26 protein-coding genes and 1 pseudogene are annotated in these 24191 nt (G+C 70.6%); 11 read left to right on the plus strand and 16 right to left on the minus strand.

What is annotated here, in order from left to right; genetic code table 11:
• Window positions 1–186 carry a biotin synthase auxiliary protein BsaP gene (gene bsaP, locus ABD287_RS14515; RefSeq protein ID WP_344173309.1) on the plus strand — a complete coding sequence of 62 codons (186 nt, stop codon included), beginning with the start codon at window positions 1–3 and terminating at the stop codon, window positions 184–186.
• A 172-nt stretch (window positions 187–358) separates the two neighbouring features.
• On the opposite strand, the gene ABD287_RS18575 is transcribed toward bsaP, so the two are convergent.
• Window positions 359–895, minus strand: a complete 537-nt coding sequence (locus ABD287_RS18575) for a LacI family DNA-binding transcriptional regulator (RefSeq protein ID WP_425565628.1) — start codon at window positions 893–895, stop codon at window positions 359–361.
• Window positions 896–1078: 183 nt separating this feature from the next.
• Between ABD287_RS18575 and ABD287_RS14525 the strand changes: the two genes are divergently transcribed.
• Together ABD287_RS14525 and ABD287_RS14530 are read left to right on the plus strand one after the other, a co-directional pair.
• Window positions 1079–1576, plus strand: coding sequence for a SigE family RNA polymerase sigma factor (locus tag ABD287_RS14525; RefSeq protein ID WP_344173311.1), 498 nt, complete (start codon window positions 1079–1081; stop codon window positions 1574–1576).
• On the plus strand, window positions 1573–2565 hold the full coding sequence (locus tag ABD287_RS14530; protein WP_344173313.1) for a hypothetical protein: 993 nt from the start codon (window positions 1573–1575) through the stop codon (window positions 2563–2565). The genes ABD287_RS14525 and ABD287_RS14530 overlap by 4 nt, the downstream gene beginning before the upstream one ends.
• Window positions 2566–2586: 21 nt before the next feature.
• Here ABD287_RS14530 and ABD287_RS14535 read toward each other — a convergent pair whose 3' ends face one another.
• The 3 genes from ABD287_RS14535 to ABD287_RS14545 all read right to left on the minus strand — a co-directional run bounded on the left by ABD287_RS14535 (window position 2587) and on the right by ABD287_RS14545 (window position 6105).
• Window positions 2587–3960, minus strand: coding sequence for a D-glucuronyl C5-epimerase family protein (locus ABD287_RS14535; RefSeq protein ID WP_344173315.1), 1374 nt, complete (start codon window positions 3958–3960; stop codon window positions 2587–2589).
• A 159-nt stretch (window positions 3961–4119) separates the two neighbouring features.
• Window positions 4120–5520: a D-glucuronyl C5-epimerase family protein gene (locus ABD287_RS14540; protein WP_344173317.1), complete on the minus strand. Its 1401-nt coding sequence runs from the start codon at window positions 5518–5520 to the stop codon at window positions 4120–4122.
• Window positions 5521–5562: 42 nt separating this feature from the next.
• Window positions 5563–6105 carry a plasmid pRiA4b ORF-3 family protein gene (locus tag ABD287_RS14545; RefSeq protein ID WP_344173319.1) on the minus strand — a complete coding sequence of 181 codons (543 nt, stop codon included), beginning with the start codon at window positions 6103–6105 and terminating at the stop codon, window positions 5563–5565.
• Between the two features lie 348 nt (window positions 6106–6453).
• Here ABD287_RS14545 and ABD287_RS14550 point away from each other — a divergent pair, with 348 nt between their 5' ends.
• A complete protein-coding gene (locus tag ABD287_RS14550; RefSeq protein ID WP_425565629.1) occupies window positions 6454–7215 on the plus strand; it encodes a pyrimidine reductase family protein in 762 nt (253 codons plus the stop codon).
• Here ABD287_RS14550 and ABD287_RS14555 read toward each other — a convergent pair.
• Complete coding sequence (locus tag ABD287_RS14555; RefSeq protein ID WP_344173321.1) at window positions 7192–7326, minus strand: hypothetical protein; 135 nt, start codon at window positions 7324–7326, stop codon at window positions 7192–7194. The genes ABD287_RS14550 and ABD287_RS14555 overlap by 24 nt on opposite strands.
• A 212-nt stretch (window positions 7327–7538) precedes the next feature.
• Between ABD287_RS14555 and ABD287_RS14560 the strand changes: the two genes are divergently transcribed.
• The 6 genes from ABD287_RS14560 to ABD287_RS14585 are packed head-to-tail and all read left to right on the plus strand — an operon-like array spanning window position 7539 to window position 15984.
• Complete coding sequence (locus ABD287_RS14560; protein WP_344173362.1) at window positions 7539–9302, plus strand: ATP-binding protein; 1764 nt, start codon at window positions 7539–7541, stop codon at window positions 9300–9302.
• Window positions 9303–9311: 9 nt separating this feature from the next.
• Entirely contained in the window at window positions 9312–10463 is a 1152-nt protein-coding gene (locus ABD287_RS14565) for an exonuclease SbcCD subunit D (protein ID WP_344173323.1), read from the plus strand.
• Window positions 10464–10488: 25 nt separating this feature from the next.
• Entirely contained in the window at window positions 10489–12984 is a 2496-nt protein-coding gene (locus tag ABD287_RS14570) for an AAA family ATPase (RefSeq protein WP_344173325.1), read from the plus strand.
• Window positions 12981–13931, plus strand: a complete 951-nt coding sequence (locus ABD287_RS14575) for a hypothetical protein (RefSeq protein ID WP_344173327.1) — start codon at window positions 12981–12983, stop codon at window positions 13929–13931. Before ABD287_RS14570 ends, ABD287_RS14575 begins: the two co-directional genes overlap by 4 nt.
• A gap of 11 nt (window positions 13932–13942) precedes the next feature.
• Window positions 13943–14845: a DNA-3-methyladenine glycosylase family protein gene (locus ABD287_RS14580; RefSeq protein WP_344173329.1), complete on the plus strand. Its 903-nt coding sequence runs from the start codon at window positions 13943–13945 to the stop codon at window positions 14843–14845.
• 26 nt (window positions 14846–14871) lie between these two features.
• A complete protein-coding gene (locus ABD287_RS14585; protein ID WP_344173331.1) occupies window positions 14872–15984 on the plus strand; it encodes an ATP-dependent DNA ligase in 1113 nt (370 codons plus the stop codon).
• A gap of 126 nt (window positions 15985–16110) precedes the next feature.
• On the opposite strand, the pseudogene ABD287_RS18580 reads toward ABD287_RS14585, so the two are convergent.
• From ABD287_RS18580 to ABD287_RS14620, 7 genes and pseudogenes are all read right to left on the minus strand, one after another.
• Window positions 16111–16204, minus strand: a pseudogene (locus ABD287_RS18580) (ion channel); the annotation flags it as partial.
• A gap of 250 nt (window positions 16205–16454) precedes the next feature.
• A complete protein-coding gene (locus ABD287_RS14595; protein ID WP_344173333.1) occupies window positions 16455–17222 on the minus strand; it encodes a TIGR03089 family protein in 768 nt (255 codons plus the stop codon).
• 35 nt (window positions 17223–17257) lie between these two features.
• On the minus strand, window positions 17258–18679 hold the full coding sequence (locus ABD287_RS14600; RefSeq protein WP_344173335.1) for a methyl-accepting chemotaxis protein: 1422 nt from the start codon (window positions 18677–18679) through the stop codon (window positions 17258–17260).
• Window positions 18658–18864, minus strand: a complete 207-nt coding sequence (locus ABD287_RS14605; RefSeq protein WP_344173337.1) for a hypothetical protein — start codon at window positions 18862–18864, stop codon at window positions 18658–18660. The genes ABD287_RS14600 and ABD287_RS14605 overlap by 22 nt, the downstream gene beginning before the upstream one ends.
• Window positions 18865–19204: 340 nt before the next feature.
• Window positions 19205–19936: a hypothetical protein gene (locus tag ABD287_RS14610; RefSeq protein WP_344173340.1), complete on the minus strand. Its 732-nt coding sequence runs from the start codon at window positions 19934–19936 to the stop codon at window positions 19205–19207.
• 67 nt (window positions 19937–20003) lie between these two features.
• Window positions 20004–21038, minus strand: coding sequence for a non-homologous end-joining DNA ligase (ligD, locus tag ABD287_RS14615; RefSeq protein ID WP_344173342.1), 1035 nt, complete (start codon window positions 21036–21038; stop codon window positions 20004–20006).
• Window positions 21039–21086: 48 nt separating this feature from the next.
• Window positions 21087–21488, minus strand: a complete 402-nt coding sequence (locus tag ABD287_RS14620; RefSeq protein WP_344173344.1) for a hypothetical protein — start codon at window positions 21486–21488, stop codon at window positions 21087–21089.
• Between the two features lie 227 nt (window positions 21489–21715).
• Between ABD287_RS14620 and msrB the strand changes: the two genes are divergently transcribed.
• A complete protein-coding gene (gene msrB, locus ABD287_RS14625) occupies window positions 21716–22156 on the plus strand; it encodes a peptide-methionine (R)-S-oxide reductase MsrB (RefSeq protein ID WP_344173346.1) in 441 nt (146 codons plus the stop codon).
• Window positions 22157–22278: 122 nt separating this feature from the next.
• On the opposite strand, the gene ABD287_RS18585 is transcribed toward msrB, so the two are convergent.
• The 4 genes from ABD287_RS18585 to ABD287_RS14645 are packed head-to-tail and all read right to left on the minus strand — an operon-like array spanning window position 22279 to window position 23563.
• Window positions 22279–22590, minus strand: coding sequence for a Scr1 family TA system antitoxin-like transcriptional regulator (locus ABD287_RS18585; protein WP_425565630.1), 312 nt, complete (start codon window positions 22588–22590; stop codon window positions 22279–22281).
• Window positions 22484–22921 carry a helix-turn-helix domain-containing protein gene (locus ABD287_RS14635; RefSeq protein ID WP_344173350.1) on the minus strand — a complete coding sequence of 146 codons (438 nt, stop codon included), beginning with the start codon at window positions 22919–22921 and terminating at the stop codon, window positions 22484–22486. The genes ABD287_RS18585 and ABD287_RS14635 overlap by 107 nt, the downstream gene beginning before the upstream one ends.
• The gene (locus tag ABD287_RS14640) at window positions 22833–23363 is read right to left on the minus strand and encodes a DUF6879 family protein (protein WP_344173352.1); all 531 of its coding nucleotides are present in this window, start codon (window positions 23361–23363) and stop codon (window positions 22833–22835) included. Before ABD287_RS14640 ends, ABD287_RS14635 begins: the two co-directional genes overlap by 89 nt.
• On the minus strand, window positions 23360–23563 hold the full coding sequence (locus ABD287_RS14645) for a hypothetical protein (protein WP_344173354.1): 204 nt from the start codon (window positions 23561–23563) through the stop codon (window positions 23360–23362). Before ABD287_RS14645 ends, ABD287_RS14640 begins: the two co-directional genes overlap by 4 nt.
• Between the last annotated feature and the right edge of the window lie 628 nt (window positions 23564–24191).

Here is a 24191-nt window from a genome sequence, read left to right on the forward strand (position 1 = left end):
ATGACGACTGCCTGGTGTTCCCGCTGCGGCGATGATCTCGCCAGCGGCCCGCATGCCGCGTGTGCGGCGGCGCGGGATCTGGAGCCGCCCCGGTACTGCCAGCGGTGCCGGCGTCGGATGAAGGTGCAGGTGCTGCCGGCGGGGTGGTCGGCCACCTGCGTCGAGCACGGCGCCCTGAGCCGGTGACGCCCGGCTGTCCCGGCCCGGCTGGCCGTCCGGGCAGGCACCGCGGACGGGTGTCTGAGTCGGCGCGACGGCCGGTCACAGCTGACCGGATTGTCTTGTAGGCGGCGACGCGCCGTCTTTACGATCGATCCCAGTCAGGTGTGGACGCGCCGGGCGGCAAGGTCCCTACCATTCAGGTACCCGGCGCGTCCCGCTGATCCTCCCGCCCACCCTCCGCTGCCCGGCCTTCGCCATCGCTGCGGGCGCTGCGCGTGTCGTCCCAGCGGCGCAGCAGCTCGGTGGCGAGCGCCGCCCCGGTTCCGTCCGGGTCCGTCGCGTCGGTACGGGCGTCGATGACGATCGTGGCCGCCACATGTGGCGGACCCGGCTCGTCCGATCCGCCGGCCACGACCAGCATCGACCAGCCGGCGCCGTTCAAGGTCTTCGCTGCGCCGCGGACGACGCCTGCGACCAGGGCGTCGGGCAGCGCAGCGGTGCCGCTCTCCCGCAGGACCAGGGCGGCAAGGTTGCTGCGCCCGGTGGCCAGGTGCCGGCCCGCGGGGCTGGGCCGGTAACCGAGCTCGGCGATGGCACGCTCCACGGCCGCGCGGGCTCGGGAGCTGACCCGGGCCGAGCCGTTGATCACCCGGGAGACGGTGCCCCGGCCGACGCCGGCACGCGCGGCGACCTGCTCCATGGTCGGCGCCCCGGCTCCGGGCTCAATCGTCATCGCGACCCGCCATCCGCTCCGCCTCGTCGCATGTGACCGTTCTGGCGGTCAGGTTCCGCCGCCAGGCTACCCACCGTCGCAGCTGCCCGGTCGGCGGGCGCGAAGATTCTCGATCCCTGTGGCAACCTGTCGCTCCCGACGACGCGTACGCAACGAAGAGGCCGACCGAGAGGGCGTGGGGGTTTGCGGACACCGCAGGGGTTCGAGGAGTTCGTGGCGGCGCGGTCACCGCGACTGCTACGCACGACGTACCTGCTCACCAGCGACTGGGCCGCCGCCGAGGACCTGCTGCAGACCGCGCTGACGAAAGCATGGTCGGCGTGGTCACGCATCGACGGCGATCCCGAACCTTACGTGCGACGCATCCTGGTCAACACCCAGACGTCCTGGTGGCGGCGCAAGTGGACCGGCGAACGCCCCACCGAGCACCTGCCCGAAGCTCCGGACGCCGTCGACGCCCACTCCGCCGTCGACGAACGCGAACGGGTGTGGGAGGCGTTACGGCGCCTGCCGGCGCGTCAGCGGGCGGTGGTGGTGTTGCGGTACTTCGAGGACCTGTCGGAGCAGGAGGTCGCCGCCGCCCTCGACTGCTCGGTGGGCACGGTCAAGAGCCAGGCGTCGCGGGCGCTGGCGAAGCTGCGAGTCGACGAGTCGCTGATGTGTGAAAGGGCCCTGGCATGAACCCCACTGATTTGAAGGACCTGCTGGAGGCCCGGTCCCAGCGGCCGGCGGAGCTGACGACCTTCTCCCGGATCGACGGGGTCAGAAGGCGGGTTCGGGCGAGACGGCGGCGGCAGCTCGCTACAGGCGCGGCGTTGACGCTCGTTGGACTGGTCGCGGTGGGCGGGGTCGGCATGGCCGCCAGCAGGGTCCATCCGCCGTCGCCGACCCATCAACTCGCGGCCCCCTCGTCGACGACCGAGGGCTTCGCCGATTATGAGGACGGATATCAGCTCATCGGCGCGTCGTCGGTGGCGCTGCCGGCCACCACCGCCACGATCTCGTTCGTCGGACACTCGGCGGAGGTTGACGTCACGTTCCGCTGTTCCACCGGCGACGTGACTGTCTGGGTGCGCGTCGCGCTGGACAAGAACCCGGGCGCCCCGACCCCCTGCGGGACCAACGACAGCCGGCGGGTGACCGTGGCGACGCGGGTGGACGCCGGCGTGCGCAGCACCGCAACGCTGACCGTGCTCCACGCCGAGCGTGACGGGAAACGGGTGCCGACGCCTGCCAGCGGACGGGTGGCGTTCGCGGTGAGCGCCGCCGTGCCGTACGAGCGGTATCCGAAGCCGCCCCGGCCCACCCGGCTGACACCGATCGAAGGGATGCGGGCGCCGGACCCGAGGATCACGGCACGCGCTGTCGCCGGTCAGTGGCAGCGACCGGTGGCCGTCGCCGCCGTGTGGCCGATCCCACGCCACCTGACTGCGGTGTCGCAGACCCCGGGCCGGCTGGTCCTCAGCGTCAACGGCACCACCATCGCGACGGTGACCAGCTGGGACTACCGGGCGCGCGAGTGGGCGAAGGACCTGCTGGGCCCGGCCGGTAAATGGCGGACCGGAAGCTCACTGGACATCAGGAACGGCGAACGGGTCGAGGTCCTGATCACCCCGCAGGACGTCACCGGCGACTGGGCTCTGGCGTTCAGCGACTCACCGGCGATCTGAGACCCAGGCAGGCGCGGCGCGTCAGGTGAGGCTGACGCCCGGTTGCGCCGGCATCCAGCGACCGGACCATACTCCGTCGGCGATGAGGAAGTAGGTCGCGCCGTTCATGACGGTCCGGCGGGTGGAACGCGCATGCGACGCCGCATGCAGCCTGAAGGGTTTCGATGTCTCGCGCGCGCCGTACCGGTTGAAGGTGAATCCGACGTAGGTTCCCGCCTGGAACCTGACGAGCCGCGAGGGAACGAACTCGTGAGAATCGGTTGACAGTTTGACGAAGGCCTTCGCGTGGAGCTCGCGAATCCAGTGGCCTGCGGCTGTTCCACTGTCGACCCGCAACCACACGCCCGCCGATCCGCGCACCCGGTGCCGGGACCCGATAGCGATCGCCTCGGCGGCGGGGAGCCGGAAGCTGCGGACTTCCACCACCCGGCGGCCACTGTCGAGCCGGAGCGCCTGGTGACTTCCGGCCGCGAGATATCCCCGGCCGCCGAGCTGCGCCGCGGGATAGTCGTCCAACATACGGTCAGCGTGGACGGCGAACGTCGCGTCACCGGTCATCCGGAAGAGCTGATACAGCTGCGCTACATGGACCGTGTGGTAGTCGGTGTACGCGTGCCCAGGGTGGGAGAGGCAGTACCGGCTCAGCCAGCCGGGCTGCCGCAGGTTTGACAGATGGGCCGCGACGGTGGTCACGGCGCCCTGGAACAGCGCCGTCGCCACCTCCGACCGCCTGCTCCGCAGGTAGTCGTACACGCCGTAGATGGCGAAGATGTGGCCGTTGAAGGCGCGGTCCGGGTGCGGGTGCTTCGCGTACTCCTCGAACCACAGGTAGCCGCGTTCGACGTCAGTGGTCCAGGGCGTCCCGGCGCCGCGGCGGACGGTGAAGCTGTTGAAAATCTTCTCCACCGCGTCGGCGTACCGCGTCTTCCCGGTGACGGCGTGCAGGCGCACGAAGGCGCTGAGCGCCTGGCCCTGGGCCATCGCCGAGTACCACGGGGCCACCATCAGGTCGCTTCGGTCGCCGTGGAGGGCCCAGTCGAAGGAGTACGGAAAGTAGATGGCGCCGGTGGAGTGAACGGCGTTGGCGAGCAACCGCTCCGCGTGCGCCTCGACGCGGGCCAGGTAGCGCGGGTCGCCGTTGTGGCGGTAGCTGCTGAGACGGGTCAGCATGAACTGGGCCTGTAGCACCGGATGGTCGAACGCGCGACCGCCGATCACCCGCACCGAGACACCGTGGCGATCGTAGGTCCATGTGCCGTCCAGCGGGCCGGCGCCGTTGGCGTGGTAGGGGAGCTTGTCAGGTGTGATCGCCAGCACCTGGTAGTTGGTCCGTCGAAAGTCTGCCGCCGACGCGCCAGCCGCCGTCGACAGTCCTGAGCCCAACAGAACTGCCAACAAGAGCATTGTCAGCGAACTTCTCAGCCTCGGCCGGAACATCAGGACTCCGTTGTCGCGAATGGAAGCAGACGAATGTCGGGCCGCCTCAGTCTGCACATACTCACATGAAACGGATTGTTCGTCTGAACGTCAAACGATAGTGAATGCTGTTTGCGTTCAGGTCAGGGTGAGACCGGGCTGCGCCGGCACCCAGCGACCGGCCCATACTCCGTCGGCGATGAGGAAGTAGGTCGCGCCGTTCATGACGGTGCGCCGCGTCGCGTGAGCGCTCGAGGGCTCCCGCAGCCTGAACGGCTTCGGCGTCGTCCGTAGGCCATACCTGTCGAATGCGAATCCGACGTAACGCCCGGCCCTGAAGGTCACGAGCCGGCGCGGAATGAAGTCGTGCGTGTCGACCGACAGTTTGATGAACGCTCTGGGGTGAAGCTCGCGGACCCAGTAACCGGCGGCCGTGCCGCTGCCGATCTGTAGCCACACGCCGGCCAGTCCACTGACCCGGTGTCGAGACTTCACCGTGACCGCCTGGGCGGCCGGAAGGAGGAAGGTTCGCGTGGCGACCGTCCGACGATCACGGTCGAGATGGAGCGCCTCGTGACTGCCGGCCGCGAGGTAGCCGTGACCGCCGGCCTGGTCCGCGGGATAGTCGTCGATCAGGCGGTCTGCCTGGACGGCGAACGTCGCGTCACCGGTGATCCGGTGGAGCTGGTAGAGCTGCCCGACGTGGTCGGCGTGATAGTTGACATACCCGTGCTGCGGGTGGGTGCGGCAGTACCGGCTCAGCCAGCCCGGTTGACGCAGGTTTGACAGATGAGCGGCGACGGTGGTGATACCGCCCTGCATCAGCGCCTTGGCGGTGGCGGACCGGGTGCTCAGAAAGTAGTCGTAGAGCCCGTAGATCGCGTAGATGTGTCCGTTGTAGGTGCGGTCGGGCCCCGGGTGCTTGGCGTACTCCTCGAACCACAGATACCCGGCATCGATCTCGGTCGTCCAGGGCGACCCACCGCCGCGCAGCACGGTGAAGCTCGCAAAAATCTTCTCCGCGGCTGTGGCGTAGCGCGGATTTCTGGTGATGGCGTGGAGGCGCACGAACGCGCTGAGCGCCTGGCCCTGCGCCATCGCCGAGAACCACGGGGCGGTCATCATGTCGCCGGTGTCGTGGTGAAGAGCCCAGTCGAACGCGTACGGGAAGTAGATCGCGCCGTTGGCGCTGACCGCGTTGCCCAGCAGTCGCTGCGCGTGCGCCTCGACACGGGCCAGGTACCGCGGGTCGCGGTTGAGTCGGTAGCTGCTGAGGCGGCTCAGCATGAACTGGGCCTGGAACACCGGGTGGTCGAACTTTCGACCGCCGACGAGACGCATGGCGATGCCGTGCTCGTCAAAGGTTCCGGCGCCGTCCAGCGGACCAGGCGCGCTGGCGTTGTACGGGAGCCGGTCAGGCGGAAGCGTCAGAATGCGGTAGTCGGTACGCCGGTAGTCTGCCGCGTCGACGGGGAACGCCGGTGATCCGACGTTGACTGTCGCCATCAACACGAGCGCGGCGACGATGCCCTTGAACATCCGCTGGCGCCAGTGGGTTCGCTCGATGTCGCCACGCCCCCCTCAGGTGAGCCGGCGCAGCAGGGTCGTCACCCGGGACGGGTCGAACGACGGCGGCTCGTGGTCCCCGACCCACTCACGCAGCTCCGCGTGACGCGGGTGGGCCGGGTCGGCGACGGCGGCGACGAACTCGGCGTAGCCGCTCGCCCCACCGATGTCCTCGGGCGGGCACTGGCCCGCGCCGTCCACGCACACCGGGTACCGCTGGGCAGGGTCGGCGGCCACGACGTCCTCGACGGTGATCTCGTGTTCCCACCAGTCCCCGAAGTCGTAGGTGTAGCCGAAGCGGGTGTCCTTGCCGGCGACGGCGTCGAGGCGGTGGTCCAGCTCGTCGGCCGCGTCGAGCAGGCCGTCAGGGTCGGGCGCGCCGTAGGTGACGCCGTCGATGTCGAAGGAGTGCAGGTGACAGTCCTGCCACCCGACGGCGTATTGGATCACCCGGTGCACCCGGTCGAGGGTGTAGCCGGCGGGGACGAGGACCCGGCGCCACACTGGCGGGGTCACGTCGGACAGTTCGATGCGCAGGGCGTAGATGTGTCGAGTCATGGTGACTCAACCTTCACCCATCGACGCCAGCCGCGCCTAGCCTTTCGCGCATGATCTTTCGCCCGGGGCTGGCCCGCCGGCAGGGAGGCTGGCCCGGACAGCGCGGCGGGGTGGCCGCCCCGCCGGCGCGCCGCAGCGCCTACGCTGGCGGTGTCGTCAGCCCGGCTCGTCGCGGCGCAGCGGGACCGGCTACGGCCGGCGCGCCGGGGCCGGCCGCGTTCAGGAGGAAATCGCGCATGATCTGTCGAGCGTGTCGGAAGCGACAGCATGACAAGTGCCGCGGCGGGTCCTGGTGCGACTGCCAGCACCGGCCGCCGACCCCGACGCCGCCGGCGACCGGAGCGCCCGGTGAATGAGCCGATCGTCAGGCTCTGGCCGGGGCCGGACCCGACACCGTTGGGCGACGAGGCGCTCATTGAGGCGTACGCGCCCCACCAACCCGCGGAGCTACGGGTCAACTTCGTCACCAGCCTCGACGGGGCGGTCGCGATCGACGGGCTGTCCGCGGGCCTGTCGGGTCCGGCCGACAAACGGGTGTTCGGGGTGCTGCGGATGCGCTGCGACGCGCTCCTGGTCGGCGCCGGAACCGTGCGCGACGAGGGCTACCGGGCAGTGCGCCTGGACGCCCGTCGCCGGGCCTGGCGAACCGCCCAGGGCCGGGCGCCGTTCCCGGTGCTGGTCGTGGTCTCCCGGTCCCTGGCGTTGGATCCGACCTCGGCGCCGTTCGCCGAAGCCCCGGTCCGGCCGGTCGTGCTGACCTGCGCGAACGCCCCAGCCGACCGACGGACCGCGCTGGCCCGGGTCGCCGACGTCATCGCCGTCGGCGAACAGGACGTGGACCTGGGCGCCGGCGTGCAGCAGCTGCGTGAGCGGGGCCTCGCCGAGCTGCTCAGCGAAGGCGGTCCGCAGCTGTTCGGGGCGTTGACGGGGGCGGATCTCGTCGACGAGCTGTGCCTGACCGTCGCGCCGCTGCTGGCTGGTCCAGGCGCCGGCCGGATCACCGCCGGCGAGCCGGTGGCCCCACAGACGTTGGCGCTGCGGCAACTGCTCGCGGCCGGCGACCTGCTGCTGACCCGGTACGGACGCTCAGCCGGCGCCGCGGGCCCGTAGCCGCCGCAGCATCCGGGCGTCGCCGAAGCCGACCACGTGGGAGGCGCGCTCGACCGACTCCCCCGCGCCGATCAGCGCCTCAGCCCGTTCCGATCGCAGCGCCTGGCGCACCGACCCGACAGACGCGATCCGGTCCGACGCCGGACCGATCCGGTCACCGCTGGGACTCGCCAGGCGCAGGACGTCAGATCAGTGTCCGCCGGACGGTGCGCGGCCGACGTGGGGTGGAACAGCGCCTGACCTGTTCGGACACGGCTGTTATGCGAGGGGCGGCCCTGGTGCCGGGCGCGGCGCCGTCACCGGTGTCGGACCGGTACGGCACGATGGCGGGCGTGCCTGCGGACAGCGAACACGTCAGCCAGAGCGGCGGCCAGCCGGTCGGCCGGGTGCTGGGCACCGCCGACGCCACCCCGTTGCAGTTCTGGACGGCCGTCTCCCCCGGTAGTTACCTACAGCTCGACGATGTCGTCGTCACCCGCCGTGAGCTGCCGGGACGGGAGCCGGTGACAATCGCCGGGGTGGTCACGGCGGTCCGCGCCCGGCACGAGGGCGCCCAGTTCGACTCGGATGTTTTCGCCATCGCCGACGGGATGCTGCCGGCGCAGGTGCAGGAGGCGGCTGAGATCACCGTCACCCGGGTCGACCCGGAGGTGTATGTGCCGCCGACGCCGGGGGCGCCGGTGCTGCGGGCCACCGGATCGCTACGGGACGCGGCGCTGCACTTCGACCGGATGAGCCGGCCGGTGCCGATCGGGACCGGCCGGGACGGCCAGCCCACCTACGTCAACGCCGATTTCCTCGACGGGACCCGCGGCGCCCACGTCTCCATCTCCGGCATCTCGGGGGTGGCGACCAAGACCAGCTTCGCGACGTTCCTGCTGTACTCGGTGTTCCAGTCGGGCGTCCTGGGGGTCGACGGCGTCAACGCCAAGGCGTTGATCTTCAATGTGAAGGGCGAGGACCTGCTCTTCCTCGACCATCCCAACAACCGGCTCGACGCCGCCACCACCGCCGCCTACGCCCGGCTCGGCCTGCCTGCCGGGCCGTTCCCGGATGTGCGGGTCCACGCCCCGCCTCGCGCCGGCGACTCCACCGGCACGCCCGACGTGTCCAGCCGGACCACCGGCGTCGACAGCTTCTACTGGACGCTCGCCGAGTTCTGCGCCAAACGCCTCCTGCCCTACGTGTTCGCCGACTCCGACGACGAACGCCAGCAGTACACGATGGTCGTGCACGCCGTCACCGCGCAGCTGGCCAGGTTGGCCACGCCCGCCGACGGCGGGATCAGCCTCGACGGTGTCCGGATCGGCGACTACGGGACCCTGGTGGACCACCTGGTCGACCAGCTCTCGGACGAGGAGACCCGCGGGATCTGGTCCGGCAGCGCCGTGAGCCTGGGCACCGTCAACGCGTTCGCCCGGCGGCTCATCAACAGCAAACGGGACCTGTCCCGGCTGATCCGCGGCGACCTCGCCGGACGGCGGCCCCACGAGATCAACACCAGCGAGAGCGCGCAGGTGACCGTCGTCGACCTGCACAACCTGCCCGACCGGGCGCAACGGTTCGTCGTCGGCGTGACCCTCAAGACCGAGTTCGAACGCAAGGAGAGGGCCGGCACCGCCAAGCCGCTGCTGTTCGTGGTCCTCGACGAGCTGAACAAGTACGCCCCGCGCGAGGGCACGTCGCCGATCAAGGAGGTGCTGCTCGACATCGCCGAGCGGGGCCGTTCGATGGGCGTCATCCTGGTCGGGGCGCAGCAGACGGCGTCCGAGGTGGAGCGGCGGATCGTCACGAACTCGGCGGTGCGGGTCGTCGGCCGGCTCGACCCGGCCGAGGCGTCCCGGCCCGAGTACGGGTTCCTACCGCCGGCGCAGCGGCAACGGGTGCTGCTGGCCCGGCCCGGCACCATGTTCGTCAACCAGCCGGACATCCCGGTGCCGTTGTGTCTGGAGTTCCCGTTCCCGGCGTGGGCGACGAGGCACTCGGAGGCCGGCCCGCCGCCGTCGGCGACGCTGCGCTCGATCACCCAGTCGGCCGACCCGTTCGCCGTGGTGGGCGCCGCGTCGACCGACGACATCCCGTTCTAGGAGGGTGAGATGAAGATCCTGCACACCTCCGACTGGCACGTCGGCAAGGTGCTCAAGGGCAAGCCGAGGCTGGCCGAGCACATCGCGGTGCTCGCCGAGGTCGTGGCCGTGGCCCGGGAGGAGCGCCCCGACCTGGTCATCGTCGCCGGCGACCTGTACGACACCGCCGCGCCCGTCCCGGACGCGGTGCGGGTGGTCACCCGGGCGTTGACCGCCCTGCGCGCCACTGGCGCCGACGTGGTCGCCATCGGCGGCAACCACGACAACGGGCCGGCCCTGGACGCGCTGCGCCCCTGGGCGGACGCCGCCGGCATCACGCTGCGCGGGGCGGTGCGCGATAGCGCCGCCGAGCACGTCGTCACCGGCGCGACCGCCGGCGGCGAACGGTGGCGGGTGGCGGCGTTGCCGTTCCTGTCCCAGCGGTACGCGGTCCGGGCCATCGAGATGTACGAGCTGACCGCCGCCGAGGCCACCCAGACGTACGCCGACCACCTGCGCCGGGTCATCGCGGCGCTCACCGCAGACTTCGGCAGCGACGACGCCGTCGACCTGGTCGCCGCGCACCTGACCGTCGTCGGCGGGAAAAGCGGCGGCGGCGAGCGCGACGCGCACACCGTCCTGGGCTACGCGGTCCCGGCCACCGTCTTCCCCAGCTCCGCCCGCTACGTGGCGCTGGGGCACCTGCACCGGCCGCAGCAGGTCATCGGCCCATGCCCGATCCGGTACAGCGGCAGCCCGCTCGCGATCGACTTCGGCGAGGAGGAGAACACGCCGTCGGTGACGATCGTCGAGGTCACCAACGCGACGGCGGCACGCACCCGGCTGATCCCGATCACGGCGGCGCGGGCGCTGCGGACCGTCCGCGGGACGTTGCGGGAGTTGGCCGCCGTCGACGCGGGCGAGGCATGGCTGCGGGTGTTCCTGCGCGAGGCGCCCCGGGCCGGGCTGCGGGAGCAGGCCCAGGAGCTGCTGCCGGCCGCCGTGGAGATCCGCATCGACCCGGACTTCCTGCCCACGTCGGACACCGCCGTCCGGGCGGCGGCGCGGGCCGGACGCTCCCCCGGCGAGCTGTTCGCGGACTACCTGACCGTGCGCGGCAACGCCGACGACGACGGCGTCCGCGAACTGTTCGACCATCTCCACGAGGAGGCGGCGCAGTGACCGGACGACCACACGGGCGCCGGCGGTGAGGCCGCTGCGGCTGGACCTGGCCGGCTTCACCGTCTTCCGCGACGAGACCACGATCGACTTCACCGACGCGGACTTCTTCGCCCTCGTCGGCCCCACCGGGGCCGGCAAGTCCACTATTTTGGACGGGATCTGCTTCGCCCTCTACGGCACCGCCCCACGCTGGAACGACCGGCGCGGCGTCGGCAACGCCCTGGCCCCCTCGTCGACCGAGGCCCGGGTGCGGCTGGTGTTCGAGTCGGCCGGCGGCCGGTATGTGGCCACCCGGGTGGCGCGCCGCGACGGCAAGGGTCGGGTCAGCACCGCGCACGCCGGCCTGGAACAGCTACCGGACGGCTTCGACCTTCGCAGACTCGACGACGGGCTGACCCCGGACGACCTTGGCGAGGTGCTGGCCGGCACCCCGGCGCAGATGGAGGCGGCGGTGCTGGCCGCCGTCGGCCTGCCATACGAGCAGTTCACCACGTGCGTGGTGCTGCCGCAGGGTGAGTTCGCCGAGTTCCTGCACGCCAAGCCGGCCGCCCGGCAGCAGATCCTGGTGAATCTGCTGGGCCTGCACGTATACGAGCGGGTACGGGAACGGGCGACGGTCCGCGCCGCCCAGGCGGAAGCCCAACTGGCCGCCGTCGACCAGGTTCTCGTCGGGCTCGGCGAGGTCCCCGACGACGACCTGGCGGCAGCCGAACGCCAGATCCAGGCCGCGACGGGCCTGGCGGCGGCGGTGGAGGCGGCGACGCCCCGGCTGCACGCCGCCCGCGAACAGGTGACCCAGGCCGAGGGCCAGTTGAGCACCGTCGACGGCCGGTTGGCCCGGCTCGGCGCCGTCGAGACCCCGGGCGATGTCGCCGAGTTGGCCGCCGCGGTGGCCGACGCCCGCCGGGCGGCCGCCGAGGCGGGCGCGGCCGTCGAGGCGGCCGAGGAGCGGGAGGAGAAGCTGCGCGGCGAGCTGGCCGCCGGCCAGGACCCGAGCACGCTGCGCCTGGCCCTGGACGCCCACGCTGAGCAGGACGAGCTGACCGCCCGGATCGCCGCGGCCGAGACCACCGTGGCCACCGCCGCGGAAGCGCTGACCGCCGCCGAGCAGGCGTTGACCCAGCGACGGGAGCGCGCCGCGCAGGCGAGCAGCGAGCTGGAGCGGGCCCGCGCCACGTACGCGGCGGCGCAGGCCGCCGACCGGGCGGCGGCCCTGCGTGCGCACCTGGTCGTCGGGGCGGACTGTCCGGTATGCGCCCAGCCGGTCGCCGCCCTCCCGGCCCCAGGCGACGGCGGGACCGTGGCCGCCGCCGAGGCCGCCGGCCACGCGGCCCGGACCACCGCGGACGCCGCCGAGAAGGCCGTGGCAAAGGCCGACGCCGCAGCCCAGGCCGCGCGCGGCCGATGGGAACGGGCCAGCGCCGAACGGGATCAGTGGCGTGCACAACAGGCCCGGCTCCTGGCCAAGCTCGCCGACTCCCCCGGGCAACAGACGCTGCGGGCGCAGCTCGCCGAGCTGGAAGCGCTGCGGGCCCGGCTCGACGACGCGACGGGCGCCCTGCGCGCCGCCCGGGAAGCGGACCGGGCAGCCCGAGCGCGGATCGAGGCCGCCCAGGCTCGGGTCGGCGCTGCATGGCAGGCCTATGACCTGCGCCGGGACACCCTGGCGGACCTCAGCCCACCCACAGTGGCGCGGGAGGATCTGGCCACGGCCTGGCAGGCGTTGACGGCGTGGTCCGTCGAGACAATACGGACGCAGACCCGGAGCTGGCAGGAGCACGCCCATCAGGTCGAGTCGGCGCGCGCGCAGGTGGCGGCCGTCGACGCCGAGATCGCCGGGTTGTTCGCCGGCGCCGGGCTGGACGAGGAGATCGTCGACGGAGCGCCCGGCCAGGACCCGGGTCGGGCGGCGGCCGTGGCCGTGGAGCGGACGCAGGCGCGCTGGCGCCGGCTCGTCGACCGCCGTGAGCAGGGGGCGGCGCTGCGTGAGCAACGCGGCGAACACGAACGGCAGGCCCACGTGGCCAAGGCGCTGGCCACCCACCTGCGGGCCAACAACTTCGAGCGTTGGCTGCTCGCCGAGGCCCTGGACCTGCTGGTCGAGGGGGCGTCGGGGATCCTGCGGGAGCTGTCCGGCGGCCAGTACGAGCTGGTCCACGACAAGGGCGAGTTCTTCGTCCTCGACCACCACGACGCAGGCCTGCGCCGGGCGGTACGGACACTGTCCGGCGGCGAGACGTTCCAGGCGTCGCTGGCGTTGGCGTTGGCGCTCTCGGAGCAGCTCGCCGGCATGTCCAGCACCTCGGCCAGCCTGGAATCGATCATCCTGGATGAGGGTTTCGGCACCCTCGACGCGGCCACCCTGGACACCGTCGCGGCGACGTTGGAGACGCTGGCCTCACGGGGGGACCGGATGGTGGGCGTCGTCACCCATGTGCCGGCGCTCGCCGAACGGGCGCCGGTTCGCTTCGAGGTGACCCGGGACGCCCGGTCGGCCCGGGTGGAACGGACCGGGCTGTGACAATGTGGCAGGTGGACGGCTGGCAGCCCAGCTACGGCGCGAGTTTCGCCGCGCCCCAGGGACCCAGCGCCCCAGCCGAGACGAAAGTCGCTTTGGACTGCGAGATCGCCGCCGGGGCGTGGGCCGGCCGCGACGCCGCCCCGGACGTGCGTCGCCCCGACGTGGTGCTGCTCGTCGACGGGGTACGCCGGATCGACGCGACACTGTGGAGCCAGGAGCCAGACGGGGCGACGTTCCCGGCGCTCGCGGTCTCCTACGCCGCCGGCGTGGTGCGTTGCGACCTGGGCGCGGGGCGGGCGGAGCTGGTCGGGGCGACGGTCCGGCGTGGTCTGTTCACCGCCAGCCCCACCGCGCAGCCGTTGGTCACCGGGCACGTCAGCTATCCGGTGGTCCATGCCAGGGGCGCGGTGACCATCGACAAGCTCCCGGCGGCGGTGCAGTCCCCGCTGACCGGGCTGGAGATCGAGGTGTCGGATCAGCAGCGGGTCGACGGGGACCTGCTCGTGCTCGACGGGCCGCTGCGCCGCCGCGACCACGTCCGCACGGTCGGTTTCGCCAAGACCCACGAACGCGACTACCTTCCGCCGGAGCAGCGGACCGTGACCACCGGTCTGGCGGCCGGTCAACGGACCCCGGTGTTCCAGCTGGGTCCGGGGCAGCCGTACTCGTGGTACCTGCGGCTGCCCGGCGGCGGGGGCGGCCCGTGGGCGGGCGTCATCCGGGTCGAGTGTCCGGGCGAGCGGTCGACGGGCGCGGCGATCGCGTTGGCGGACCTGTCGCAGGTGACGCTGCCGGGGTTGGCGTCGGTCAGCTACAAGGACCCGCGCGCCCCGCAGAACCTGGCGCCGGTGGCCGGGTTGGAGCGGCGGCTACGGGCGTTGCTGGGCGACTCCCGCCTGCTGCGCCGTTCGATCCTGCTCGCGACCAGGGCCGGCGCACGGAGCTGACCGTGCCGGCGATGGGTGTGGATCGGGTGATGGGGACGCCGCCGGGTTACCGGCTGGGGTGGTTGGCGCGGTTGCTGACGTTCAGCGCGCACGACCCGTGCGCCCGATTCCTCGACGGGTCGCTGTGGTGGGCCGCCCGGACCCCTGAGGGCCCCGGCACGCTCTGGCTGCGCCCCGCGCCGGGGCAGCTGCTGGCGAGCGGGCACGGTCCGGGCGGAAGCTGGCTGGTGGAACGGGCCGACGCCGTCGCGGGGCTGCGGGACCGGCTCGACGGGTTCGCCGCGCTGGCCGCCAGCCGTCCGACCCTGGCCCGGCTGGCTGGCGCGGTCGGGACGCCCCGGCTGCCGGCGACCGGGCTGGTGTTCCAGCGGCTGTTGCGGTCGGTGTTGGAGCAGAAGGTCACCGGCACGGAGGCGTACCGTGCCTACGCGGCGACGGTGCGGCACTTCGGCGAGCCGGCCCCCGGGCCCGTCCCGCTGCTGCTGCCGCCGGACCCGGACGCGGTGGCATCCGCCGGGTACTGGGTGTTCCACCGGTTCGGGGTGGAGCAGCGCCGGGCTGACACGCTCGCCCGGGCGGCGGCAGCGGCGGCCCGGCTGGAGCGCTGCGGCGACAGCTCGGAGACCACCGCCCGCCTGACGGCTGTCGACGGCATCGGTCGGTGGACCGCCGCCGAGGTGGTCCGGGTCGTCCATGGCGACGCGGACGCCGTGAGCGTCGGCGACTACCACGTCAAGAACACCGTGTCGTGGGCGCTGGCGGGCGAGCCGCGCGGCACTGACGAGCGGATGCTTGAGCTGCTGGCGCCGTTCGCCGGGCATCGGGGCCGGGTGTGCCTGCTGCTGGAGGCCGCCGGCCTGCACGCCCCCCGGTACGGCCCACGGGCGACGATCCGCTCGTTCCACACGTACTGACCCGCTGGTCGGGCACACTGTCGCTCATGTCGCTGCCGATCAGTCCGCCGATCGAGCCGATGCTCGCGAAGGTCTTCGCCACCGGAGACGCCGACGTGCGCCTGCCGGAGGCGCCGGGCATGAGCTACGAGCCCAAATGGGACGGCTACCGCTGCATCGTGTTCCGCGACGGCGACGCGGTGGAGCTGGCCAGCCGGGGCGGCAAGTCGCTGACCCGCTACTTCCCGGAGATGGTGGAGAGGCTACGCGAACGGCTCCCCCCGCGGATCGTGGTTGACGGCGAGTTGGTGGTGATCCGGCGGGACACCGACCCGCCACGGTTGGACTTCGATCTGCTCGGGCAGCGGATCCACCCGGCGGCGTCCCGGGTGCGGATGCTGGCCGAGGCCACGCCCGCGGATTTCGTCGCCTTCGACCTGCTGGCCGTCGGCGACGACGATCTCATGGCGTTCCCGTACGCCCAGCGGCGCGCCCGGCTCGCCGAGGCGCTGCGCGGTGTCGGGTCGCCGGTGCACCTGACCGCCAGCACCGACGACCCGGCGGTGGCCCGGCGGTGGTTCACCGAGCTGGAGGGCGCCGGCCTCGACGGGCTCATCGCGAAGCCCGCCGATATCCCGTACGCGCCGGGCAAGCGGCTGATGCTGAAGGTCAAACACGCCCGCACCGCCGACTGCGTGCTTGCCGGGTTCCGGTGGCACACCTCGGGCCCGGTCGTCGGGTCGCTGCTGCTTGGCCTGTACGACGATGAGGGCCGGCTGCATCACGTTGGCGTCTGCGCCTCGTTCACTGCCAGGCGGCGGGCCGAGCTGGTCGACGAGCTGGCCACGCTGCGCGAGGAGGTGACCGACCATCCCTGGGCGGATGCCGGCGCCGACGGGCAGACCCGGAGACCGGGCGCCCCGAGCCGCTGGTCGGGGGCGAAGAAGAGCATGGAGTTCGTGCCGTTGCGCCCTGAGCTGGTGGTCGAGGTCGGCTACGACGCGATGGAGGGCGACAGATTCCGGCACACCGCCCAGTTCGTCCGCTGGCGGCCGGACCGCGACCCGCGCTCGTGCGGCTACGCCCAGCTGGAGCGTCCGCTGCGGTATGACGTCACGACGATGCTGGCGGGTTCTGCTGGCTCTCCAGAAGCTCCCTGATCCGGCGCAGGTTCTGCTTGATCTCCTCCTGCTCATCGTGCTGGAACGCGTCGTGGTCGACGATGAGCTTGCTCGCGAAGTGGGCGGTGATCAACGGAATGACCAGCAACACCATCACCGAGATGAGCGTGCCGGCGACGAACCTGCCAGCCGTGGTGACCGGGTACGTGTCGCCGTAGCCGACGGTGCTGGCGGTGACGACCGCCCACCACACCGAGTCGCCGAGACCCTTGCCCTCGAAGACGCTGTAGAGCAGGCCACCGATGGTCAGGAGCACGAAGTAGCTGCCGATGAGGGCGCGCGGCCGGTTGGCCACCCAGGCCAGCGCGTAGTAGGCCGTCCGGAACGGGTACCAGACGATCTCGCCGAGCCTGTTCACGCCGCCGCTCCTCCTTCGACGGACCCGGCCGGTCGGACCCGCTGCGGTCAATTACCCCACGCCGCCACGGCCCGTTGGGGCGAAACAGCGGCTACGACCAGACGTGCGTGGCCTGTTCCTCGGCGGCGTGTCGGGTCAGTTTGTCACGGTCGCTACGCGCGCAGAGCACGATCGTCGCCCCGACCGACAGCGGCGCCAGCAGCCACCGTAGCGGGTGGTCGTTCGCCGCCTCGTCCGCGTCGATGAGCACCCGGTCGCCCGGCCTCAGCCCGGCGTGGTCGGCGATGGCCCGCGCCAGGGAGCCCCACTGCTGATGCGTCGACCCGTCCGGGGTGGCGGCGGAGCCAGCGGCGAAGACGGGACGGGGGGCCTGTGACGCCTGCCGGCCCCGCATCGCCACGGCGAGATCGCGGTAGCCGGCGGGCACGTCGCCGACCGGGCAGTCGAGACCGACGACGAACCGGTGCCACGCTGGCGGCACCTGCTCCAGCCAGCTACCCAACCGCTCCGCGGAGACGAACACCGCGTCGACGTGGTCCGCCTCCGCCAGACCGGCGGTCGCCCATGGCCGGTGCTCGACGGCGGCGCCCGTCGCCCAGCAGCCGAGCAGGATGACAGCGCTGCGCCAGTGCGGGGGCAGCAGCACCGCGCATCGGCTGCCCGGGCCGACCCGGCAGTCGTCATGTAGTAACGCAGCGGTGCGGGCCGCCCGGTCCGCCAGGTCGAGGGCCACCAGCTCGAACCGCTCGCCCCGGGCGTCGTCTAGGTAGGTCAGCAGAGGCGTGGCGGGCGCCTGTGGGAGGACGCCGCCAAACACGCCGGCGACATCGGCGGTTCCGCCGTGTTTCGACCCCTCCATGCCGGCCATCGTAGGGACCGAAACGGCGACCGCAGCTAGAGGGTGAACTTGCCGACGATCGCGCGTAGCTGTGCCGACATCGTCGCCAGCTCGCTGGCCGCCCGGTGCGCCTCGTTCACGCCGACCGTGGTTTGCTGCACCGAGGAGGCCACCTCGTCGACCGTCTCCGACACCCGCGCGCCGGTGCCGGCGGCCTCGGCCACCGACCGGCTCATCTCGTTGGTGGTGACGGTCTGCTCCTCCACCGCCGACGCGATCGCCGCCTGTAGCTCGTTGATCTTCCCGATGATCGCGCTCACCTCGCCGATCGCCTGCGAGGCGCCGCCGGTGTCCTTCTGGATCGCGGCCACCCGACGACTGATGTCCTCGGTCGCCCGCGCCGTCTCCTGCGCCAGCTCCTTGACCTCGCCGGCCACCACCGCGAAGCCCTTGCCGGTCTCGCCGGCCCGAGCGGCCTCGATCGTCGCGTTGAGCGCGAGCAGGTTGGTCTGCTCGGCGATGCTGGTGATCAACTTGATCACGTTGCCGATTTCCGCCGACGAGTCGCCCAACCGCGACATCACCTCGGTGGTGGCATCGGTCATGGTCACCGCGTGCGAGGCAACCCCGGCGGCCTGGCTGGCGTTCCGGGCGATCTCACGAATGGAGGCGCCCATCTCCTCCGCGCCGACCGAGATGGTGTGCACGTTGGCCGACATCTCGGCGGCGGTGCTGGCGACCGTTCCAGCCTGGCGAGCGCCGGTCTCGGCGCTGACAGTGCTCCGCTCGCTGGTCACGGTGAGCTGCTGGGAAGCGGTGGCCAGCTCGCTGGCGTGACCGCCCAGGGCCCCGATCGCCTCGCGCAGGGCGCCGGCGGCGCGGCGAGCCGCCGCGGCCATCTGCCCGACCTCGTCGCGCTGGTCGATACCCGATTCGGCGGTCAGGTCACCGTCGCCGATCGACTCCAGCACGGCGGCCACCCGCCGGATCGGCCGCACGACTGCCCTGCCGATCACGAAGGTGAGCAGGCCCGCTCCGGCCAGCACCAGCACCAGCATCACCAACACAGCGGTACGGATCGCGCTCAGCGTCTGGTCGAAGGTCTTGCCGGCGGTCAACTCCTGGTTCGCCCGGTCGATCTCGGCGCTGAGCAACGTCTCGTAGGACTTGCGCAGGTCCCGGTTGGCGCCCATCGAGGCGGCGAGGGCGCCGGCGCGGTCGGTGCGGTACTGGGTGAACTCCTGGTCGAGGGCGGCGAACCACGCGTCGGTCGCCGTGTTGATCGCTGCGACAGCGGCCCGCTCGTCAGGGCCGCTCGCAACGCTGAGGGCGCCGTTCAGCGCCGCGTCGACCTTGGTCTTGCGTCCCATCGCATCATCACGGAAGGAGATCTTGCCTTCGATGAGGTACCCACGCTCGTCGTTCGCGGCGGCCTTGACCTCCAGCGCGGCGCTGTTCAGACCGACGATGTACGGCACGGCCGAACCGACCTCGTGCGCCCGCGTCTGACCAGTTCGCTCATGCCGAGCAGGCTCGTGCCACCGATGAGCGCGGTACCGGCCAGCGCCGCACCCGCCACGAGAGCGACCTTGAGCTGGATGCCGCGGTTGTCGAGCCAGCGCCTGGCCGGGCTGGTGGAGGTCTGCATGGCATTCTTCGACACGGGGGCGTCCTTAGCGACAGGCGTAACGGTAGCCAACACCTTCGCCTGCAAGCTGCCCAAACTGAGCATCTGCGATCAACCATCAGCAGGCCGAAGACGACGCGGACCAGGTCCAGCGGTCGACCCGGACCTGGGCCAGACACCTCCGGGATCAAACACCAGAGGGCGTCGTAGCAGTGGACGGTGGCGAACCTGTTTGTTGGAGCGGTCAGACCGGCTCAGGCCGGCGGCGCCTCGTCCGGCCAGTTGGCCCTATTCATCCGGGACGGCTGGACCCGCGGCGGCTCCCCGGCCTGCTTCGGGTAGTCCGGCGATTACCCCGCATACATACACCCACCTCTTAACGCGAGTTCGCCACTTCCGTGCGGGTCGACGACTGGCCGACAACCTCCCGGCGCAGGGCGCGCACGCCGAGAAAATTGAGCCCAACCCCCCAGATCAGAAACATCAGCGGCCACATCGCCCAGCTCAGCGCTGTCATCGTTCCGCCTAGTAGCTGGACCACCATGCCGAACGGCGTCAGGTAGTCGCGCACGAAGTGCAGCGGCTCGGCAAGCCCGAGCAGCCCCCACACCGCCATCGGCAGCAGAGTCGCAACGCACGCGACTGCTGGCGAACGCAGTAGCAGCCCGCAGGCGGTCCCGGTCAACTGCGCCACCACTTGGACGAGCACGCCGCCCGCCCCGATCACCACGGCGTCCTGCCAGGGGTGAACCGAGGCGCCGGGCGGCGCCAACGCGAGCGCCGCCGCGCTGAGCAGCGCGCCCAGCAGGGCGATCCCGGTCGCATACACACCAGCCGCCCCGAGGGTGGAGCGCAGGGAAGCAGGAGCGCGGCGTAGGTCGTGAACAAGCAGGACGCCGACGAACGGCAGGGTCACCGACATGAGCTGCTGGAGTGGTCCGGCGATGCCGGCGAAACTTCGCATGGCGGGGTCCATCGGCACGGCCGCTGCCGCCAGCACGCCCAGTCCTACGGTGACCGCCAGCAGCCATCGCCGCGCTCTGGTACCAACCGCACGGTGCAACACCAGGTTGATCTCGCCGCCGTCACGGCTGTTGCCCCGCGCCATATCTCCGCCTCCCAAGGGTGAAGGAAGGCTAACAGCGGGACCGGCCGTCCCGCTGTCCTCAGCGGACCTAAGACTTCGCGCGACTGGGCTGGACCCGCTTCGGCTCACCAGGCATCTTCGGGTAGTCCGGCGGGTACGGCAGGTCGGTGTCGCCGCCGCGCTCGTCCCGCTCGGCCCACTCCAGCAGCGGCGTCAGGTCGTGGGCGATGTCGTCGATGGCGGAGTGCGGGTCGCCGCCGGCGGCGACCCGGGCGGGAACGGTCCGCAGGTCAAAGTCGTCGGGCTCGATGTCGGTCAGCTCAGCCCAGCTGACCGGGGTGGAGACTGTCGCCCGAGCGGTGGCCCGCAGGGAGTACGCGCAGGCAATGGTCCGGTCGCGGGCCATCTGGTTGTAGTCCACGAAAACCTTCGCGCCCCGCTCCTCCTTCCACCACTTGGTGGTGACCAGGTCGGGCCGGCGGCGCTCCAGAGCGCGGGCGAAGGCGATCGCCGCCCGGCGGACCTCGACGAACGTCCACCGTGGCGCGATCCGCACGTAGATGTGCACGCCGCGACCGCCGGAAGTCTTGGGGTAGCCGACGAGTCCCAACTCGTCGAGCAGAGCGTGGGCCTCCCCGGCAACGACGACAGCGTCGGCGAAGTCGGTGCCCGGCTGGGGGTCGAGGTCGATCCGCAGCTCGTCGGGGTGGTCGACGTCGTCGCCGCGCACCGGCCAGGGATGGAAAACGATCGTGCCCATCTGCGCGGCCCAGGCGACGTGGGCTAGATCGGCCGGGCACAGTTCGTCAGCGGTGCGGCCGCTGGGGAACGCGATGCGGGCCGTCTCGATCCAGGCGGGCACGCCCTTGGTGGGCACCCGCTTCTGGAAGAACGTCTCGCCGCCGAGGCCGTCGGGAAAGCGTTGCAGCATCGTCGGGCGCCGGGACAGCGCACGGAGAATGCCGTCGCCCGCGGCGAGGTAGTAGTCGAAGACGTCACGCTTGGTGAAGCCGCGCTCCGGGAACACGATCTTGTTCGGGCTACTCAACCGGACCGCGCGTCCCGCCACCTCGATCTCGACAGTGGCGCCGACGGCGGCCGCTGACGACGCCGTCGACCCCATGCCCGCGACCCTACGGCGCCGGACCGACGCCGAGGGCCACGTTCGATGTCAGTCGTTCCGGCGGCGGAACGCGACCCGCAACGAGATTCCACCGAGGGTGAGAAGTCCGCCGGCTAACGCGGTCAGCGCCGCCGGCAGACCGGTGACGGGTAGCTGGGCCGCTGGCAACTCCTCGGTCGGGTACGGCGCCTGGGTGCCGAGCACCGCCGGCGGCGTCGTGGCCGGCGGTGTGCTCGGGGTCGGAGTGGGGCCGTAGCCGTAGCCGGCGGGCTTCCCACGACCGCCGGAGGTCGGCAGCGGCGCGGCTTGGTCGTCGGGCGCGAGCGTCGGCGTGGGCTGGACCTGCGCTCGGCCGACAGCCGTGCCCGCGGACGCGGTCAGGCCGAATCCTACGCCAGCTACGCCGGCGACGATGGCGGAGCCGAGCACGGCCCGCTGAGTTCTCGTCATAGCTCACTTCCTGTGTCGAATGGGCGGCCGAAATATGGCCAGTTCCGCTGGCTCGACACTAGAGAGGAGCTATCTCCATTTAGTATGAATTGCGTCTATTCGCTCATACGTGTAGCCGATTCGCTATTTATTCCTTAATGAGTTTAATGTCCCTTTTGCCCATTTTATAAATGTCAGAGGAATAGCCGTCCATGGCCACGCCGACAAGCCGTCGTACCGTAGGACCTATGAGCAGTCCCGCCGCAACGCCACCGAGCGACCCCGAGTTGCCATCCACCGAAGCCGACTGGCAGGTGCGCCTCTCCCCCGAGGAGTTCCGGGTCCTCCGCCAGGGCGGGACCGAAGCCCCGTTCACCGGCGCCTACGTCGACACCTCCGCCGCTGGGACGTACAGCTGCCGGGCCTGCGGCGCTGCGCTGTTCCACAGCGACACCAAGTTCCATTCCGGATGCGGCTGGCCGAGCTTCTCGTTCTCTCAACCAGACGCCGTGCGCCTACTGGAGGATTCTTCCCAGGGGATGGTCCGCACAGAGGTCCGGTGTACGACCTGCGACAGCCACCTAGGGCACGTGTTCTACGGCGAGGGATACACGCCTGAGAATGCCCGGTACTGCATCAACTCGATTTGTCTGAGATTTCAGCCTCATGGCGATGGAACGGACACCTGAGCTCCGCTTTCAGACCCAGCCACACGAAGTCGTTGGGGAAGCGCAGAATGCTGGCCTACGTCGCACGCCTGCATGACCAACTCTCGGAAGTGGCTGGACGCTATTCCTGGACGGGCACGCTGCTACAGGCCGTCCATCGCCTTGGTGATCAGCCGGCGGGCGTCCCTTCCGTAGACGGCCTGGGCCTGGAGGAGTGAAAACAGACGCTCGTACTGCTGCACCTCCTGAAGGCGCGTGACCTTCAGCTCAGCCGTCGGGGTTTCCAAGTAGACCGAGCCTGAGTCGAAGATCCAGACATGTAAGCCGCGGTTTGGAGAATGCCAGGCACTACAGCGGCTCGTGGATTCGGAAGGTCGAGGTGCGCTCGTACAGAGGCAGAGAACTTGGCCCTTGGCTACGGCGCATCCCCTCCATCGCGCGAGTTCGCCACTCAACGTACGCCGAGTCGACAGCTCGCAGGATAGACAGCAGATCCTGCGCCTGATCCTCGGCGCCACAGATGCGACACCACTCACGGATGTTCTGCTCAGTAGGGTTCAGAACGCCGTTTTCCAGCTTAGACACCCGCGTGTAGTGCATCCCCGACTGATCCGCCAAATACCTTGCGGTCAAGCCCGCTCCTTTACGAATAGCGCGCAGGCGAGCGCCAAAGTCGCGACGAGCTTGGGCGACGGGCCTATAGGGATCGGTAGACATCGTGGTTGATAGACAGCTTCCAAGCCTGCTCGAAAGCTGTTGAGCACGCGGCGACAATGATGGGATCATCAGTGATTGAGTATGAGGTTGGCTCACCACTGCCAGCGAAGTACAGAAACATTACCCGACGGTCGTCCAAGACGTAAAAGTCAGCAGCGGGCAACAGAACGTTGGCCTCTGCCACAACCTCCCGGCTGACCCAACGGGTCAACTCACCACAGGCCACGATGCGGTCAGCGTTTCCGCTGTCGCGCACCCACCGGTGGTAGCCGCTGAGCGGCTCGGAGACCACCTTCAGCCGGCGCATCGCCTTGCCCGCGGCGCCCAGATCCTCAACAGTGCGGTACCAGTCAGCCAGCCACTCGCCGTCGTCGTGGCCCGTATCCAGCCAGCGGTCAAGAGCGGGATTCTCGCCTGGTGCCCCGTAGCCGTCCCGTAACTCCATGTGCGCCCACGAAGATGTGATCGACTTGTAGGCACTGACGAACTCCTGGTAGGACAGCTTTCTCATCGGCGACCCTGGAACAACGCCAGCATCCGAGCTGGGATCTCCACCGCAGTCTCCCCCTCCGGAATGTCTAGCGCGACGAGCGCCGCAGGGTCTGTCACCGCCCAGCCCTGGACGACGTAGCTGTCACGGTCGGTGCGGTACAAGCTCGGACAGTTGCCTCCTGTCGAGGCAGGGTCCTTGCCCAGAAACTCTAACTCCACGATGTTCCTCCATGCCCCGGATGTTGGACGACATTGCCGCGACACCATCGTGAACGCACCACCGTCGAGAGTCAACGGCAACTCTGTGCAACAACCTCGACCCGCAGGTCAGGACCACGCCAACGTTCTTCCTGTCACGCCAAGAAATGCCGGAGGCCGTTACTGCGCTAATCGCTGCCGGCTGAGGTGAGGCGTGGCAACGGGTGGGTCTTCAATTGGCCTTCATGGAGGCCCACCCAATCTCATGACATCTCATCAGGAGGAGCATTCGTGCTCCGCACCTCCTTGGACACGGCTGCCGTCTCTACCGGAGGACCTCCCACCGCCGCACTTGCCGGAACGGAGATACTTGCTTCCGATCAAGATGAGTGCCGACGCCAGCCGGGACTTCTACGGATCAGCTGAAACAAGACAGGAAACTCGCCCGTACCGGAACTCGTACTACACGGGCCAGGACTCGGCAAGGTCCTTTGAGACTCTGATTCCTCAAGGCGCGGGCCGCTAGCATCAAAATGGACTCGGAGCGGACCTAGTATCGCGTGTCTGAGGTCTTTTGACGGTTGGCTTTGGTGAGGATGTCGGCGGCGGTTTTGGTCCAGCGGAACGGTTCGCAGCGCTGGTTGTAGCC

Source organism: Pilimelia columellifera subsp. columellifera, assembly GCF_039532605.1.
GTDB classification, from domain to species: Bacteria; Actinomycetota; Actinomycetes; order Mycobacteriales; family Micromonosporaceae; genus Pilimelia; species Pilimelia columellifera.